This window comes from Curtobacterium sp. NPDC090223 (assembly GCF_044746585.1).
Lineage (GTDB): Bacteria > Actinomycetota > Actinomycetes > Actinomycetales > Microbacteriaceae > Curtobacterium.
The window spans coordinates 439,261-454,216 of sequence record NZ_JBIVCN010000001.1 but is presented as its reverse complement, the minus strand read 5'-3'; the positions used below and the strand labels follow the sequence as shown (position 1 = coordinate 454,216).

Annotated in this window: 22 protein-coding genes; 12 read left to right on the top strand and 10 right to left on the bottom strand. The window is 72.3% G+C overall.

Annotated features, from left to right (window positions below; genetic code table 11):
* Positions 1-40: 40 nt before the first annotated feature.
* Positions 41-1,243, top strand: coding sequence for an MFS transporter (locus tag ACIPJY_RS02125; RefSeq protein WP_400460070.1), 1,203 nt, complete (start codon positions 41-43; stop codon positions 1,241-1,243).
* A 118-nt stretch (positions 1,244-1,361) separates the two neighbouring features.
* The gene (locus ACIPJY_RS02120; RefSeq protein ID WP_400460073.1) at positions 1,362-2,246 is read left to right on the top strand and encodes an aldo/keto reductase; all 885 of its coding nucleotides are present in this window, start codon (positions 1,362-1,364) and stop codon (positions 2,244-2,246) included.
* 73 nt (positions 2,247-2,319) lie between these two features.
* Here the strand turns inward: ACIPJY_RS02120 and ACIPJY_RS02115 are convergent, their stop codons facing one another.
* Positions 2,320-2,967, bottom strand: coding sequence for a dihydrofolate reductase family protein (locus ACIPJY_RS02115; protein ID WP_400460076.1), 648 nt, complete (start codon positions 2,965-2,967; stop codon positions 2,320-2,322).
* A 43-nt stretch (positions 2,968-3,010) separates the two neighbouring features.
* Positions 3,011-3,469: a MarR family winged helix-turn-helix transcriptional regulator gene (locus ACIPJY_RS02110; RefSeq protein WP_400460078.1), complete on the bottom strand. Its 459-nt coding sequence runs from the start codon at positions 3,467-3,469 to the stop codon at positions 3,011-3,013.
* Positions 3,470-3,531: 62 nt separating this feature from the next.
* On the opposite strand from ACIPJY_RS02110, the gene ACIPJY_RS02105 reads away from it, so the two are divergent.
* From ACIPJY_RS02105 to ACIPJY_RS02095, 3 genes are all read left to right on the top strand, one after another.
* Positions 3,532-3,900: a VOC family protein gene (locus tag ACIPJY_RS02105; RefSeq protein ID WP_400460081.1), complete on the top strand. Its 369-nt coding sequence runs from the start codon at positions 3,532-3,534 to the stop codon at positions 3,898-3,900.
* An 85-nt stretch (positions 3,901-3,985) separates the two neighbouring features.
* Complete coding sequence (locus tag ACIPJY_RS02100) at positions 3,986-4,441, top strand: VOC family protein (RefSeq protein ID WP_400460084.1); 456 nt, start codon at positions 3,986-3,988, stop codon at positions 4,439-4,441.
* A 77-nt stretch (positions 4,442-4,518) separates the two neighbouring features.
* Complete coding sequence (locus ACIPJY_RS02095) at positions 4,519-5,505, top strand: squalene cyclase (protein WP_400460086.1); 987 nt, start codon at positions 4,519-4,521, stop codon at positions 5,503-5,505.
* Between the two features lie 16 nt (positions 5,506-5,521).
* Here ACIPJY_RS02095 and ACIPJY_RS02090 read toward each other — a convergent pair whose 3' ends face one another.
* A complete protein-coding gene (locus tag ACIPJY_RS02090; protein ID WP_400460089.1) occupies positions 5,522-6,001 on the bottom strand; it encodes a MarR family winged helix-turn-helix transcriptional regulator in 480 nt (159 codons plus the stop codon).
* Between the two features lie 92 nt (positions 6,002-6,093).
* Between ACIPJY_RS02090 and ACIPJY_RS02085 the strand changes: the two genes are divergently transcribed.
* Together ACIPJY_RS02085 and ACIPJY_RS02080 are read left to right on the top strand one after the other, a co-directional pair.
* The gene (locus tag ACIPJY_RS02085) at positions 6,094-7,026 is read left to right on the top strand and encodes an NADP-dependent oxidoreductase (protein ID WP_400460092.1); all 933 of its coding nucleotides are present in this window, start codon (positions 6,094-6,096) and stop codon (positions 7,024-7,026) included.
* 35 nt (positions 7,027-7,061) lie between these two features.
* The gene (locus ACIPJY_RS02080) at positions 7,062-8,063 is read left to right on the top strand and encodes a hypothetical protein (protein WP_400460095.1); all 1,002 of its coding nucleotides are present in this window, start codon (positions 7,062-7,064) and stop codon (positions 8,061-8,063) included.
* A 106-nt stretch (positions 8,064-8,169) separates the two neighbouring features.
* On the opposite strand, the gene ACIPJY_RS02075 is transcribed toward ACIPJY_RS02080, so the two are convergent.
* Genes ACIPJY_RS02075 through ACIPJY_RS02065 form a run of 3 tightly spaced genes read right to left on the bottom strand, consistent with a single transcriptional unit; the run spans position 8,170 to position 9,304 of the window.
* On the bottom strand, positions 8,170-8,751 hold the full coding sequence (locus ACIPJY_RS02075) for a GNAT family N-acetyltransferase (protein ID WP_400460097.1): 582 nt from the start codon (positions 8,749-8,751) through the stop codon (positions 8,170-8,172).
* 44 nt (positions 8,752-8,795) lie between these two features.
* The gene (locus ACIPJY_RS02070) at positions 8,796-9,062 is read right to left on the bottom strand and encodes a hypothetical protein (protein WP_400460100.1); all 267 of its coding nucleotides are present in this window, start codon (positions 9,060-9,062) and stop codon (positions 8,796-8,798) included.
* The gene (locus ACIPJY_RS02065) at positions 9,059-9,304 is read right to left on the bottom strand and encodes a DUF4177 domain-containing protein (protein WP_400460103.1); all 246 of its coding nucleotides are present in this window, start codon (positions 9,302-9,304) and stop codon (positions 9,059-9,061) included. The genes ACIPJY_RS02070 and ACIPJY_RS02065 overlap by 4 nt, the downstream gene beginning before the upstream one ends.
* Before the next feature lie 111 nt (positions 9,305-9,415).
* On the opposite strand from ACIPJY_RS02065, the gene ACIPJY_RS02060 reads away from it, so the two are divergent.
* Positions 9,416-10,126, top strand: coding sequence for an HAD family hydrolase (locus ACIPJY_RS02060; protein WP_400460106.1), 711 nt, complete (start codon positions 9,416-9,418; stop codon positions 10,124-10,126).
* Here the strand turns inward: ACIPJY_RS02060 and ACIPJY_RS02055 are convergent.
* Both ACIPJY_RS02055 and ACIPJY_RS02050 read right to left on the bottom strand, forming a co-directional pair.
* A complete protein-coding gene (locus tag ACIPJY_RS02055; RefSeq protein WP_400460109.1) occupies positions 10,101-10,286 on the bottom strand; it encodes a hypothetical protein in 186 nt (61 codons plus the stop codon). The genes ACIPJY_RS02060 and ACIPJY_RS02055 overlap by 26 nt on opposite strands.
* A gap of 18 nt (positions 10,287-10,304) precedes the next feature.
* A complete protein-coding gene (locus ACIPJY_RS02050; protein WP_400460112.1) occupies positions 10,305-10,835 on the bottom strand; it encodes a tetratricopeptide repeat protein in 531 nt (176 codons plus the stop codon).
* A 52-nt stretch (positions 10,836-10,887) separates the two neighbouring features.
* Between ACIPJY_RS02050 and ACIPJY_RS02045 the strand changes: the two genes are divergently transcribed.
* The 3 genes from ACIPJY_RS02045 to ACIPJY_RS02035 are packed head-to-tail and all read left to right on the top strand — an operon-like array spanning position 10,888 to position 12,485.
* Complete coding sequence (locus tag ACIPJY_RS02045; protein ID WP_400460114.1) at positions 10,888-11,529, top strand: GNAT family N-acetyltransferase; 642 nt, start codon at positions 10,888-10,890, stop codon at positions 11,527-11,529.
* Positions 11,530-11,536: 7 nt separating this feature from the next.
* The gene (locus ACIPJY_RS02040) at positions 11,537-12,097 is read left to right on the top strand and encodes a GrpB family protein (RefSeq protein ID WP_400460117.1); all 561 of its coding nucleotides are present in this window, start codon (positions 11,537-11,539) and stop codon (positions 12,095-12,097) included.
* Positions 12,098-12,125: 28 nt separating this feature from the next.
* Positions 12,126-12,485: a YciI family protein gene (locus ACIPJY_RS02035; protein WP_400460120.1), complete on the top strand. Its 360-nt coding sequence runs from the start codon at positions 12,126-12,128 to the stop codon at positions 12,483-12,485.
* A 51-nt stretch (positions 12,486-12,536) separates the two neighbouring features.
* On the opposite strand, the gene ACIPJY_RS02030 is transcribed toward ACIPJY_RS02035, so the two are convergent.
* The gene (locus tag ACIPJY_RS02030) at positions 12,537-13,040 is read right to left on the bottom strand and encodes a hypothetical protein (protein ID WP_400460123.1); all 504 of its coding nucleotides are present in this window, start codon (positions 13,038-13,040) and stop codon (positions 12,537-12,539) included.
* Between the two features lie 246 nt (positions 13,041-13,286).
* Between ACIPJY_RS02030 and ACIPJY_RS02025 the strand changes: the two genes are divergently transcribed.
* Positions 13,287-14,231: a glycoside hydrolase family 16 protein gene (locus tag ACIPJY_RS02025; protein ID WP_400460126.1), complete on the top strand. Its 945-nt coding sequence runs from the start codon at positions 13,287-13,289 to the stop codon at positions 14,229-14,231.
* Between the two features lie 92 nt (positions 14,232-14,323).
* Here ACIPJY_RS02025 and ACIPJY_RS02020 read toward each other — a convergent pair whose 3' ends face one another.
* On the bottom strand, positions 14,324-14,890 hold the full coding sequence (locus ACIPJY_RS02020; protein ID WP_400460129.1) for a dihydrofolate reductase family protein: 567 nt from the start codon (positions 14,888-14,890) through the stop codon (positions 14,324-14,326).
* Positions 14,891-14,956: the final 66 nt, after the last annotated feature.

Here is a 14,956-nt window from a genome sequence, read left to right as displayed (position 1 = left end):
GACCCGCCGTGGCCGTGCCCGGTCGTGGGAGAGTGGAGCCGTGCACTCCACGGCGGCGCCGCCCTCGACCCGACGACACCGTCTGGCGCTCTTCGCGACGTCGACCATGACCGGGTTCGGCATCGCGTCCTGGGTGACCCGCACACCGGCCGTGCGCCAGGATCTCGGCGCGTCGATCGAGGCGATGGGGTTCGTGCTCTTCGGCCTGTCGATCGGGTCGATGACCGGCATCCTCGGCGCGGGCGCACTCATCCGCCGACTCGGCACCCGTCCGCTCGTCCTGGTCGGCGCTGCCCTGCCGGTCCTCGGGATCCTGCTGGTCGGGCTGTGCGCGCCCGCGCAGCTCGCGGCCGGCGTCTGGGCCGGTCTGTTCCTGGTCGGGTTCGGCGCCGGCGTCGCGGAGATCGGTCTCAACGTCGAGGCCGCGGCGGTCGAGCGCCTGACCGATCGCCCGGTCGTCCCGGTCCTGCACGCCTGCTTCAGCCTGGGTACCGTCGCCGGCGGGATCGTCGGCATCGCGATGACGGCCGCGCACACCCCGGTGGTCGTGCACCTGCCGCTCGCCGCCGTGGTGATGGCGGCACTGGCCGTGTTCGCGGCGACGAACCTCCGGCCGCTGCCCCGGACCGAGGTGACGTCCGACGCGGGTCCGCCGCGACCGGAGACGACCGGCCGCCGCAGGTCCGTCATCACCCTGCAGCTCGTGTTCATCGCGGTGATCACCCTGGCGATGGCGTTCGCGGAGGGTGCTGCGAGCGACTGGCTCCCGCTCCTCATGACGACCGACCACGACGCCCCGGAGGTCCTCGGCTCCCTGGTCTTCACCGGCTTCGCGCTGGCGATGCTCGTCGGGCGCTCCGCCGGCACCCCGCTCGTGACGCGGTTCGGCCGTGGCACGGTCGTCCGGGCGTGCGCGGTCGTCGGGCTGGTCGGCGTGCTGGTCGTCGTCGTCTCCCCGTCGCCGTTCGTGACCGCGGGTGCCGCCGTGGTGTGGGGGCTCGGCATCGCGCTCGGCTTCCCGCTCGCGGTGTCGGCAGCCGGCGACCACCCGACCGACGGAGACCGTCGGGTGTCCGTCGTGGCGACCGCGGGCTACATCGCGTTCCTGGTCGGACCGCCCGCGCTCGGGTTCCTCGGCGAGCACCTCGGACTGCGGATCGCGATGCTCGTGCCGGCGGCGCTGCTGGCGATCACCATCGTCATCGCGTCGGCGGCCGGTCGGCAACGCGCCGACGTGCGGTAGCGCGCTGGCGCTGGTATCGGTCCTGGTCCTGGTCCTGGTCCTGGTCCTGGTCCTGGTCCTGGAAGCAGGTACCGACAGAGCCATCCACGCCGCCCGTCCGGGTCCTAGCGTCGAACGCATGGACAACATCACGCTCAACAACGGCGTCCAGCTCCCCCCGATCGGCTTCGGCGTCTTCCAGAGCGCTCCCGAGGAGACGGTCGACGCCGTGCGCACCGCACTCGAGGTCGGCTACCGCCACATCGACACCGCCGCCGCGTACGGCAACGAACGTCAGGTCGGCGAGGGCATCCGCGCGTCGGGTGTCGATCGCGCCGACATCGTCGTCGAGACGAAGATCTGGGTCTCCGACTACGGGTACGACCAGACCCTGCACGCGTTCGACAAGGCGACCGGGAAGCTCGGCTTCGACACGGTCGACGTCCTGATCCTGCACCATCCCGCACCGGACCGGTTCGACCGGACCGTGCAGGCGTACCAGGCACTCGAGCGGCTGTACGCCGACGGCCGGGTCCGCGCGATCGGCGTGAGCAACTTCATGCCGCACCACCTGCGGTCGCTCCTCGAACGGACCGACGTCATCCCGGCACTGAACCAGGTCGAGCTGCACCCGTACTTCACGCAGCCCGACGTCCAGCGTGCCGATGCCGAGCACGGGATCCTCGACCAGGCGTGGTCCCCGATCGGCGGGATCACCTTCTACCCGGGCTTCGGCGACGAGCGGGTCAGTGTCCTGGACGACCCGACGATCGGCGCCATCGCCCGGGCGCACGGGAAGACGCCGGCGCAGGTGATGCTGCGCTGGCACGTGCAGCAGGGCCGGAACGCCATCCCGAAGTCGACGAACCCCGGGCGGATCGCGGAGAACTTCGCGGTGTTCGACTTCGCGCTCTCCGATGACGAGCTCGCCGCGCTCGACGCCCTCGACACCGGTCGCCGGAACGGCCCCGACCCCGACGGCGCCGACACGTCACGCTTCGAGCGGGTCATCCCCGAAGACTGAGGCCCACGGCGCGCCCGGATCCGGTGCCCCCGGAGCCGGCGCCCCCGGAGCCGGTGCCCCGGAGCCGGCGCCCTCAGCGTCGGCGCTCGAACGTCAGGTGCACGACGCCGGACGGCGACGACTCCGCCCGGACGTCGAACCGGTCCTCGAGGCCCTCGAGCCCGTCCCACAGCCGTTCCCCGCGCCCGAGCACGACGGGCACCACCACGACGTGGAGGTGGTCGACGAGGTCGGCCGCCAGGAACGAGCGCACGGTCTCGACGCCGCCGCCGATCCGCACGTCGGTCCCCGGCACCGCTGCCCGAGCAACGGCCAGCGCCGCGGCGGGGTCGGCGTCGACGAACTGGAACGTGGTCCCGCCCGCCATCGTGAGCGTCTCGCGGGGGTGGTGGGTGAGGACCACGACCGGCGTGTGGAACGGCGGGTCCTCGCCCCACCAGCCCGTCCACTCGTCGTCGGTCCACGGACCGCGCTGCGGCCCGAACTTGTTCCGGCCCATGATCTCCACGCCGATGCCCGGACCCCACGCACGGGCGTACTCGTCGTCGAGCCCGGTGTCGCCGCCCGTGGCTCCCTGCATCGCGCGGAACGTCGCGGTGGCCGCGAACCAGGACATCAGCCGGCCGTCGGCGTGGCCGAACGGCCGCTCGAGCGACTGGTCGGCACCGGTGCCGTACCCGTCGAGCGAGATCGCGAAGTTGTGCACCCTGACCTTGGACATGCCGCCAGGGTAGGCCCGCCGGCACCGCGGCGCGCCGATCGTGTCAGGCCCGGTCGGTGCCGTCCCGCAGCGCGCGGGTCATGCGCTGGATGCTCCGGAACGCCGCGGTCTGCTCGTCGCCGGTCATCCCGTCGAGCATCCGGACCTCGACGGACCGCACGGCGGCGCTCGCCTGCTCGAGGACACGGCGGCCCTCCGGCGTGAGCCGCGTCGGCAGCGCCTTGCCGGACGGCGGCTCGGCAGCCCGCACCACGAGGCCGTCGCGCTCGAACGCCTGCAGCAGCACGCTCATCGACTGCCGGGTGACGAACGCCCCGCGAGCGAGCTCGGAGTTCGACAGGCCGGGGCGCTGTGCCAGCAACTCGAGGCACGAGTACTGCGTCACCGTGAGCCCGAGGGGCCGCAGCACCGCTTCCATCGCAGCACGCAGCGCACTCGAGGCCTCCTTCAACAGGTAGCCCAACGAGGTCTCGAGGTCGATGACCGCTCCGTCTTGACTCATGTCAGTAGTCTGACATAGGTTGCTGCGTGTCAGAAGACTGACATCACACGAAGGAGCACTCCATGCCGGTCACCGGTCCCGACTTCATCTCCCTGCAGACCAGCGACCTCGACGCGTCGCAGGCGTTCTACGAGCAGTACCTCGGGCTCGTCCGCTCCCCGGCGGGCCCGCCCCACGCCGTCGTGTTCGAGACGACGCCGATCGCGTTCGCGCTGCGGGACGTCGTCCCGGGCACGGACCTGGCCGCCGTGCCGCAGCCGGGCATCGGCGCCGCGATCTGGCTGCACGCCACCGACGTGCAGGACATCCACGACGCGCTGGTCGCCGACGGCCACACGATCGTCTCGGCGCCGATCGACGGCCCCTTCGGCCGGACGTTCACGTTCGCCGACCCCGACGGCTACCAGGTCACCCTGCACGACCGCGCCTGATCAACGGGTCCGACGGCACCGCGCGACGCGGGATCCGGCGGCAGCTCCGGCGTACGCTCCGCAGCACCACCAGGAAGGGGCCGACGTGGGCGTGCCAACGGGCTTCCACACGCTGACGACGTACCTCGTGCTCGACGACGCGGCCGCGGCGATCGAGTTCGCCGAGCGGGCGTTCGGCGCGACACGACTGCTGCGACTCACCAGGCCGGACGGACGCATCCTGCACGCGGAGGTCCGGATCGGGGACCTCCCCCTGATGCTCGCCGACCGACCCGCACCGTCGTCCACGGGCGCGGACCCGACCACCTCGACGCACGGTCCGGGCTTCGGCATCCACGTGTACGTGGACGACCCCGACGCCGCGATCGACCGAGCGGTCCTCGCCGGCGCGGTGCTGCTCGACCCAGCGCAGGACACGGACGACGGCGAACGCCGCGGCACCATCCGGGATCCGTTCGGCTGCACCTGGTGGATCGCGACGCAGCGCGTCGCACGGACGCGCCCCGAGCTGCAACGACTCTTCGACGCGCGATCGCGGTGACGCGACGCGACCGACCGTCGGACGGGAGGCCCGGGTCGGCCTGGCACCGGGCCTCCCGTCCGGCGTAGCCTCCGTCCATGGCCACGGAACCCGCCCTCGTCGACTGGTTGCTGGAGACCGACCCGGCGTTGCGCTGGCAGGTCGAGCGGGACGTCGTGCGCGCACCGCAGGACCGGTGGCGCGCGACGCGCGCGAGCGTCGCCACCGAGGGGTTCGGGGCAGCGCTCCTCGCGCTGCAGGACGAGGACGGTCAGTGGGCCGGCGGGGCGTACTTCCCGGCACAGGACCCCGGGCACGACGTCGCGGGGGACGTCGAGGACGAACAGGGACAGCCGTGGACGGCCACCACGTGGTCGCTCAACGCGCTGCGCCGGTGGGGCGTCGATCCCGGGGCATTGGCGGGCACGGCCGAGCTCCTCGCGCGGAACAGCCGCTGGGAGTACAACGACGCGCCGTACTGGAGCGGCGAGGACGACTGCTGCATCAACGGGTTCACGCTCGCGAACGGGGCGTGGCTCGGGGCGGACGTCAGCGGCCTCGCCACGTGGCTCCCCGCACACCAGCTCGAGGACGGCGGGTGGAACTGCGAGTGGGTCGAGGGGTCCACGCGCTCCTCGTTCCACTCGACCCTGAACGTGATCGAGGGGCTGCTCGCGCACGAGGAACTGACGGGTGGCAGCGACGTGCTGCGGGGTGCTCGGCACCGCGGCGAGGAGTACCTGCTCGAGCGACACCTGCTCCGACGCCTGTCGACGGGCGAGCCGGTCGGTCCGTGGACGGGGCACTTCACGTTCCCGTTCCGCTGGGTCTACAGCGCGCTGCGGGCGCTGGACCACTTCCGGGCCGCGGCGCGCGTCGACGGCACGATGCCGGACCCGCGGCTCGCCGACGCCGTGCAGCTCGTCAGGGACGCCCGGGGCGCGGACGGCCGCTGGGTGCAGGACGGCGTGCACACTGGCCGGGTCTGGTTCGCCGAGGACGTCCCGCCCGGCGGGGCATCACCGTGGCTGACCCTGATCGGCACGCGCGTGCTCGACTGGTGGGACTCCGCGCAGCACGACTGACGGCTCGCCGAGGACGTCACTTCCGCTTGCGCGGTGCTGCGGAGCGCGGCGGGATGGCGCGGAGGTGTTCGCTCGCCCGGCCGAGGATCCGTGCGAGGTCCTCGGCGTCGGCATCCGAGAGCGTCGCGAAGAGCAGGCTCTGCACCGTCTCGATGTGACCGGGGAACACCGCGGCGAGGACGTCGCGCCCGGCGTCGGTGATCGTGACCACGGTGCTCCGTTCGTCGTCGGGCGAGGGGGACCGCGTGACGAGCCCGCGCTGGTCGAGCAGCTGCGCCTGGTAGGTCAGACCGCTGCGGCTGATCACCACACCGTCCGCCAGGTCGGTCATCCGCTGCTGCCCACCCGGGGTGTCCCCGAGGCGTGCCAGGAGCTGGAACTGCACGTAGCTGAGGTCGCCGACGTCCCGCAGCTGCCGCTCGACCGCGTGACGGAGCAAGCTGCTGACCTCGGTGAAGGCGAAGTACGCCGTGAGCTGGGTCGGGGTCAGTTCCATGGATCGATCATACCTGTTGCTTCGAGTTCGAAGCAGTGTTAGCGTTTCCGTCAGTTGCTTCAAACTCGAAGCACAAACGATCGGAGCACATCATGAAGGCAGCACGGTTCCACGAAGTGGGCGGTCCCGAGGTCCTGCGGATCGAAGACGTCCAGCAGCCCGAACCCGAGTCCGGGCAGGTGCGTCTGCGCGTCGCCGCGTCGGCGTTCAACGCGGCGGACAACGGCATGCGCGCCGGGTTCCTCCCGATCCCGGTCGTCCTCCCCCACGTCCCCGGCTACGACGTGTCCGGCACCGTCGACGCGGTGGGTCCGGACGTCGACGGACTCGCCGTCGGCGACGCCGTCTTCGGGTTCCTGCCGATGGAGCTGGACGGCGGCGCGGCGGAGTACGTGGTCGCGCCGGCATCGGTCCTGACCGCGGCGCCGACGAGCATCCCGCTCCCCGACGCCGCCGCGATCCCCTCGGTTGCGCTCACCGCCTGGCAGGCGCTCTTCGACGACGGCGGACTCGAGGCCGGGCAACGCGTCCTGATCGTCGGCGCGGGCGGTGTCGTGGGCAAGTACGCGATCCAGCTCGCGAAGCGCGCCGGGGTGCACGTCATCGCGACCGCCAGCCCGCGCAGTGTCGACGCGGTGCGTGCGGCCGGTGCGGACCACGTCGTCGACCACACCGCGACGGACCTGCTCGCGGCCGTCGACGGCCAGGTCGACGTGCTGCTCAACCTCGCCCCGATCGAGCCCGACCAGTTCACGGCACTCGTCGGACTCGTCCGCGACGGTGGTGTGGTCGTGAGCACCACGGCCTGGATGGCCACCCCCGACGACGCGTCCCGCGGGGTGCGGTCGGTGACGGTGTTCGTCCTGAGCAACCGCGACCGCCTGGCCGAACTCGCGGCGCTCGTCGACCAGGGGTCGCTCACGGTCGAGGTGACGCGCCGCATCTCGCTCTCCGCTCTCCCCGGACTGCACGCCGAGGCCAGCGAGGGCCGGGTGGCGGGCAAGGTCATCGTCCTGCCGGCCTGACGGTGACGAGGGCCGCCATCCGCCAGGATGGTCGGATGCGCAGCAGGATCACCGGGCAGGGCGCCCTCGTCGGGTACCGGGTCGGCATCGTCGGGGCGGCGGCGCTCTGGCTGGCGGTCGCCGTGGTCGTCGCTGTCGCGGGGCGGAACGACACGGGGTTCCTCGTGGTCGGGGCGCTCGCGCTCGGTCCCGCGGTGGTCCTGGTCGCGACGCTGGCCGGCACCGTCCTCGCCGTGCTGGTCGCCCTCTTCGCACCGGTGCTGTCGCGCGGCCGCGGTCCGAGGACGCTGCTCGTCGTCGCGTTCGCGCTCGTCGCGTTCTGCTGCTGGGGGTACGTCGCGGACGTCCTCCCCTCGCGGTACGTGATGTTCCTGCCGCTGGACGGCGCGGTGTTCAACACGGTCACCCTCGCCCTCACCGCGGTCGGCGCCGCCGGTGGGACCCTCGCGTCGCTCACCGCGGTGCTGCGTCCGCTCCGCCGGCCCACGGGCGCGGTCGTCCGACGGATCGTGCTCACGAGCGTGCTCGGCGCCGCGGCAGGGCTCCTCGGGTGGTGGCTCCGGCGTGGCAACGCCCCGTGGTTCTCGGGTCTGCCGAGTTCGGGGACGTTCGTGGGCGCCGGCTTCGGTCGGTTCCCGCTCGACCGGGACTGGGTGTGGGCCGTGACGACCGGTGCCGTGCTCGGGCTCGTCGTGGCCACCGTCGCGACGTGGACCCGACGCCGGTCGCTCCTGGTCCCACTCGCCGCCGTGGCCGCGGGCGGTGCGGCGTTCGTCTCGGCCGTCACCGGGGTGATGTTCCCCGTCATCGAGCTCGCGGCGCCGATCACCGAGTTCCCGACGTCCGGCGGGTTCGCCAGTTCCGTCACGGCGCTGCCGCCGTCCGGGATCGCGATCACGGTGGCGATCTGGACCGTCGCCGGAGCGCTGCTCGGCATCGCGGTGCTCGCCGCCGACCGGCTCGGCGGGCCCGGTCGGCTCGGTCAGCTCGGTCGGCTCGGTCGGCTCGGTCGGCTCGGTCGACGCACGCGCGCCTGACGGCGGGCACGTTCGGATCGCTCGATGACGGATCCGGTTCACGAATGCCGGGGTTCGGGGACCGGATCCGTCAAACGTCCGGAAGAACTCTCCGTGCCGCCCCGGTTCACGCGCGCTCGAGCGTCACCCACTCCTCGTCGCGGGCGTAGCCGAGCGCTTCGTTGGCGCGCAGGATCGCCGTGTTCTCGAGCGATCCACCGGTGCGGAAGCGCACGACGCCCTCGGCGACGAGCCGCACGACCGACACGGCCTTGACCGCGACGCCCAGGCCTCGCCGTCGCCACGCCGGGTGCACGACGGTGAAGAGGGTCTCTGCCGCGGTCCCCTCCACGTCGACGTACGACATCGCGATGAGTGCCCCGTCCGCCGCGAAGGCGCCGAACGCCCGTCGCGAGGCCGTTGGGGCAGCCGTGGTCCGGTCGAGGGGTTCGTGTCGCGTGGCGCTGCTGCCGGGGTAGTCGTGCACCGTCTCCGCGTCGAGTCGCAGGACCGCGTCGACATCGCCGACACCGAGTTCCCGGACGCCGCCGGGTGCTCGTGCGGCGGCGACAGCGGCGTCGAGTCGGCCGCGGTCGATGCGCTCCGCGTCGAGCTGCGCACCGAACGAGCGCGCGACGACGGTCCACCCCTGCGCTTCGAGCTCCGCCCGCTCGGGAACCCCGGCCGGCAGCACCATCGTCTCCCCCATGGCTCGATCCTCGCACGCGCGTCCTACTTCGGCCTCGCGGAGCGTCAGCCGAAGCTCGATCCGACCGACGGGCCCCAGACCAGATCGGCGATCATCGCGGTGAGTACGACACCGCTCACGACCCCGACGACGACCGTGCCGACGACGTACGGTCTCGACGACCGCGCCCGCGGTCGGAAGAGCACTCCCAACACCAGCAATCCGAGTCCGGGTACCACCAGGTTGCTCGACAAGCCGAGGAGCAAGGTCACGACTCCCACGAGCGCGCGGATCGGCGACGACGACGACCGCGCGCTCCGGTCGACGGTCATGCCCCCTGGCCGAGGCTCTCGAACACCATGGTGGCCTGGATGCGGTCGCCGCCCCCCAATCCCTTGCTGCCGCTGCTCGTGGTCGTGATCGTGTGCAGTCGGTAGCCCTTGTCCGCCTGACGGTTGATGGTCTCCTCGAGCGACGTGAGGTTGCCCGAACCGGTGCCCCACAGCTTCTCCTTGAGGATCACCTGGATGACGACGTAGTGCACGGAGCTGTCCTTCCTGTCGAGCGATGCCATCGCATCTCCGCACAGTGTGTCCACCCACCCGACGAGGGCGCACCGCCCCAGTTCGAGCGTCAGGTTCCCAGGTGACGAGCGTCGGCCACCGCGCATCGGTACGGTCGAACCGTGTCTGCCTGGGTGCCTCACTCCGTGATCCGTGCCGTCGGGTTCGACCTCGACGGCACGCTCTTCGACCACGTCGGGTCGGCACGGGACGGCGTCGAGTCCTTCTTCCGCCTGCTCGGAATGGAGCCGACCGAGGCGGCGGTGACGGCCTGGTTCACCGCGGAACAGCGGGAGTTCGAGCGCTGGCGCAGCGGGCGGATCAGCTTCCAGGAGCAACGCCGGGCGCGTCTCCGGACCGTGCTCCCGCCACTCGGCGTCGAGCTGCCTGCGGGCGACGGCGACCTGGACGCACTGTTCGAGGAGTACCTGCGCGCGTACCGCGGAGCCTGGCGGGCGTTCCCGGACAGCCTGGAACTCCTGCGGCAGCTCCGGTCGACGGGCTACCGAGTCGGCGTGCTGACGAACGGGAGCACGGTGCAGCAACACGACAAGCTCGATCGGACCGGCCTCGCCGCGGAGCTCGACGCGGTCTGCGTGTCGGAGTCCATCGGTGTGCAGAAGCCCGATCCCCGCGCGTTCGGTGCACTGGCCGACGCGCTGGACGTGCCTCCGGCCGACTGCCTCTTCGTGGGCGACGACCCGACCACCGACGTCGCCGGCGCTCGAGCAGCCGGTATGCGGTCCCTGCTGATCGACCGCGGCGGTCAGGACGAGGCCGGGATCACGCGCCGGGTCCTCGCCGAGCTCAGCGCAGCACCTGGACGAGGATGAGTGCGGCGACGACCAGCAGACCACCCGACAGCGCCACCATCGCCCAGCGCAACCGGACGATCTTCGCGCGGTTGTGCACGGGCTCCTGCTGGAGTCGACGCAACCGAACCGTCGCAGGTGGCACGAGGAAGCACATCAGCACCAAGAGGATGAGGAGCACCGCGCTCTCCTTCCGATGTCAGTCCGTCGCCGGTCGGTCTGCGGTCAGGGCTGCCGCATAGGCGCGCACCGAGCGGTGGTAGCGGGGCAGTGTGGGCTCGACGGCCTCGATGGCGACGCGGAGCGCCTCGTCCGGGCGGCCGGCGCTGTGCAGTGCGAGCGCGAGGAAGACGCGCGGAGCTGCTCCGGTCGCCGGGTGGGCGGGTGCGTCGCGGAGCATCGCGATCGCCTCGTCGACACGGTCGAGGTTCCGGAGCGTCGAGGCGTGCTGCACCACGAGCTGGGCCGCGCGCTCCGGGTCGACCGAGCCGAGTCCGTGCGCCGTGGCGCTCGCGTACTGCTCGTCGGCTTCGGCCTCGCGGCCGGAGGAGTCGAACGCGCCGCCGAGCTCGAACGCGCCGAGCGCCGGGTGCGGAGCGCTCGTGGCGAGTGCCCGCATGGCGGCGAGACGGTCCTGGTCCCCGATGGTCTCGTCCGCCCAGAGCGCGGCGACCCGCGCCTCCCACTGGTCGGCGGTGTCGGTGTGGTCGGCGTCTGTCGGGCCCGGCATCCGGACAGGCTATCGGCCGTCACACGGTGCCCGCGGCCCCTATCGTGGGCCGATGGACGTCGAAGAGGTGTGGCCGCTGTTCGGACTCCGACTCCTCACGCCCCGGCTGGAGCTCCGGCCGGTCCGCGACGACGACCTGCCCGGACTGGTCCAGGCGGCGCTGTCCGGGGTGCACGACCCCGAGCGGATGCCGTTCGGGGTGCCGTGGACGGACGCCGAGCCGGATGCCCTGGCGGTGTCGCTGGCCCAGTACCACTGGAAGCTCCGCGCCGGGGTGACCCGTGACTCGTGGGCGGTGTCGTTCACCGTGCTCCGTGACGGCGCGCCCATCGGGGTCCAGGAACTCCACGCCCGCCGGTTCGGTGCGCGGAAGACCGTCGAGAGCGGATCCTGGCTGGCGTCGGCGCACCAGGGCGTCGGGCTCGGGACGGAGATGCGCGCGGCGCTGCTCGGCTTCGCGTTCGACGACCTCGGCGCCGGCTGCGAGTCCAGCGCGGCCGCCTGGAACGGCGGCTCGCTCCGGGTCTCGGAGAAGCTCGGCTACGAGCGGAACGGCGTCACGCGTTCGCAGACCCGACCCGGCGAGACGGTGGACGAGGTCCGTGTCCGCCTGACCCGAGGCGACTTCGTCCGCCCGGACTGGCAGCTCGAGCGGCACGGGGTCGAGGCCGCGCGCGCGTTCCTGCTGGGATGATGCCCTGATGAGCGCGCACGAGGACGTCACCACGGTCGAGATCATCGGCGGACCCGAGGCCGTCGCGGTCCAGCTCCACGAGTACGACGCGTCGTGGCCGGACGTGTACTCGGAGCACCGGCAGCGAATCGCCCGAGCGCTGGCGGGCACCGACGTCGACATCGAGCACATCGGGTCGACGTCCGTGCCGGGGCTGGCCGCGAAGCCGATCATCGACGTCGTGGTCGCGGTCACGGACATCACCGCGGAGAGCGAGTACCTCGACCAGCTCCTCGCCGCCGGGTACGAGCTCCGCGTCCGCGAGCCGCGGCACCGGCTCGTGCGCACCCCGGAGCGGGACGTCCACGTGCACGTCTACGAGCGGGGCGACACCGCCGTGCAGGAGTACCTGCTCCTCCGCGACCACCTGCGCCGGGATGCCGAAGACCGCGCGCTGTACGCGGCGACGAAGCGCGCGCTGCTGACCAGGCGCTGGGACGACATGAACGACTACGCCGACGCGAAGACCGCCGTGATCACCGCGATCAAGGAGCGGGCACGGGCAACCGACGCGACCGGACGGGTGTAGGAATCACCCATCACGGAAGGACGATGACGTGCCGCTCTTCGCTGCTCTGATCTACGCACCCGACTCCGCCCACGCACCCGATGCGACGCCCGAGGACATCAAGGAGTGCGACGACCACGCCGGCGAGCTCCTCGCCGCCGACTCGATGCTCCTGGCGTACGCACTGACCCCGCGCGACCTCGCCGTGTCGGTCCGTGTCGACGGGTCCACGCCAGGACCGTTCGTCGACGCCGGTCAGATCGTCGCCGGCTTCTACGTGATCGAGGCGACCGACATCGACGAGGCGGTCCGCATCGCGGCGACGAACCCGGTCGCACGGACACCGGGCAGCGGCGTCGAAGTGCGCCCGGTGCACAGCGGGGGCGTCATCCGGGCACCGCGCGGGTAGGCGTACCGGCCGGCTGCGTTCAGGGCCGGGGCGGACGGGACGACGCCCGCGCTAGTCCGACCCGCCGACCCTCGCGCGTTGCGTCTCGTACTGCTGCCGGGTGCGCCGCCCACCCATCGCCACGACGACCCGACCGGTCGCATCGCGGGTGACGAACCACCACGTGCCGAGCGCGACGGCCAGGACGGGGATGCAGGCCCCGACGCCGACCAGGACCTGCCCGGCCGGGTCCGCGCGCCACGGCAGCCCGCTCAGCTCGAGCCCGGCGAAGACCACGGCGCTGACGACGATGGCGATCGGCGTGGTCCAGAGTCGGCGAACGGTGCTGCGTCGGGCGCCGTCGAGTGCCGCCGTCGAGGCGAGCAGCAGAACCCGGCCGACGTACCCGGACGGCTCGCCGCCGACGACACGGGCCCGCACCTCCCCGGGCGCGGACCGACCGTCCGACGGCAGCGGCGCCCAGTGGACGTCGTCGAGGTGGCGGACCTCGCCGTCGACGACGAACCAACCGCCCTCGTGTCCGGTGACCTCGGCGCCGGACGTGGGAGCACTCACGTCGGCAATCTTCGCAGGAGCGTCAGCACCGATCGAATTCCGTGACGGCCCCCGAACGGGGCACAGATGAGGCAAGATGTTCGGGGACGCGTCACCAGTACGCCCCGGACCCAGTCGACCGGATCGCGTCCCGAACCTGCCCGCTTCCCGCGCCCGAGCCCACGAGGAGCCCGACATCTCGACTCGAAGCACGTGCACGCCCATGCGTGACACGACCCCAGCCACCACGCCCGAACGGATCACCCGATGACGCGCCGCCGTGTGCTCGTCGCCGCAGCCACCACCGCTGCCCTCGTGATCGGTGTCCCCACCGCTGCGTCCGCCCACACTTGGTGGGGCGGCCGCGGACACCACCACGCGCCCCACGAGCCATCCCCCACCGCGCCGAACTCGCCGGCCCCCAGTGACACGGCGACGCCCTCGGAAGACCCGAGCCCGACCCGGACACCGACACCGACCGCCACCGCGACGGGCGAGCCGATCGCGCCGACGGTCACCACGACGCCGCAGCCCAGCGCGACAGCCGAACCCGAGGACGACGCGGACACCACGCCCGACACCGACGCCGCCGATGCTCCGGACGCCTCGTTCGTCGAGACGTTCGACACCGACGCCGGGACCGGCCAGGTCGCGGGTGCCTACCCGCAGTCGTGGCAGCCGTACCCGGACGGCACGTCCGGCATCTACGCCCCGAGCAAGACCGTCTCGGTGCACGACGGCGTGATGGACGTCACGCTCGGCAACGGCTCCGGCACCGCCGGCACGTTCGGTTCGGCCGCCGGGGCGTGGAGCCACGTCGGCGGGTCCTTCTCGGTCCGCGCGAAGGCCACCGGCGGCGACGGCAACGGCGCGGCGTTCATGCTCTGGCCGACGTCCGGCACCTGGTCCGACGGCGAGATCGACTTCCCCGAGGGCAACTTCGAGGACGTCCCGTCCGCGTTCCAGCACTCGATGGTCCCCGGACAAGAGGCGAACCGGGTCCAGGTAGGCACCGGCGTCTCCTGGCGCGACTGGCACACCTACACGGTGGACTGGGACCCCGGGAAGTCGGTCACCTACAGCGTCGACGGCAAGGTCCTCGAGACGCTGACCAAGGACGTCCCGACGACACCGCACCGCTACATGTTCCAGGTCGGGAACTGGGGGGCCTCCGGCCACCTGCTCATCGACTGGGTCTCGACGACCGAGTGACGTCCGCAACGCACTGAACGACGGACTGGAGGCCCGGTGCCAGCTGGCACCGGGCCTCCAGTCCGTCTGCTGGTCGCGACCGCACCGGTGGCTCACGTCGCGAGGCGGTAGTGGAGGTGTGTGACGCCGCCGTCGCCAGCCAGGACCCGCACGCGGTCGAGTTCCCGCTGCGCCACCCCGAGGTACTCGAACAACCGTCGGCCTGCGCCGAAGAGGACCGGGACCAGGTGGATCTCCATCTCGTCGAGCAGGCCCGCACGGATCGCGAGCTGCGCCACGGTCGCGCCGTGCACCAGGACGTCGCGCGCGCCCGCGGCGCTCCGCGCTGCGTCGAACGCCACCCGGACGTCGTCCGTGACGTGCACGCTCGGCCAGCGCTCCGCCCACGCGGGGTCGGGGTGCCGGCTCAGGACCCAGATCGGGACGCCGTCGTGGTGGTCACCGTCCCAGCCCCCGGCGGGCTCGAAGGTCCCGCGACCCGCGACGACCGCGCCGGTCGCCATGAACTCCGCGACGACCCGGGTGTTCACGTCGCCGGTCGGCGGGAACACCCACTCGTGCAGGCGCGGCCCGCCGTCACCGAGCCCGTTGTCGTCGGTCACGTTCGGTCCGGCCACGAACCCGTCGAGCGACATCGACATGTACAGCACCGTCGCCATGGTCACCTCACTGGTCCGCCGCTAGGCTATTCCTCATGCAGTGCCGCTGAACCGTCTCCGATTCCC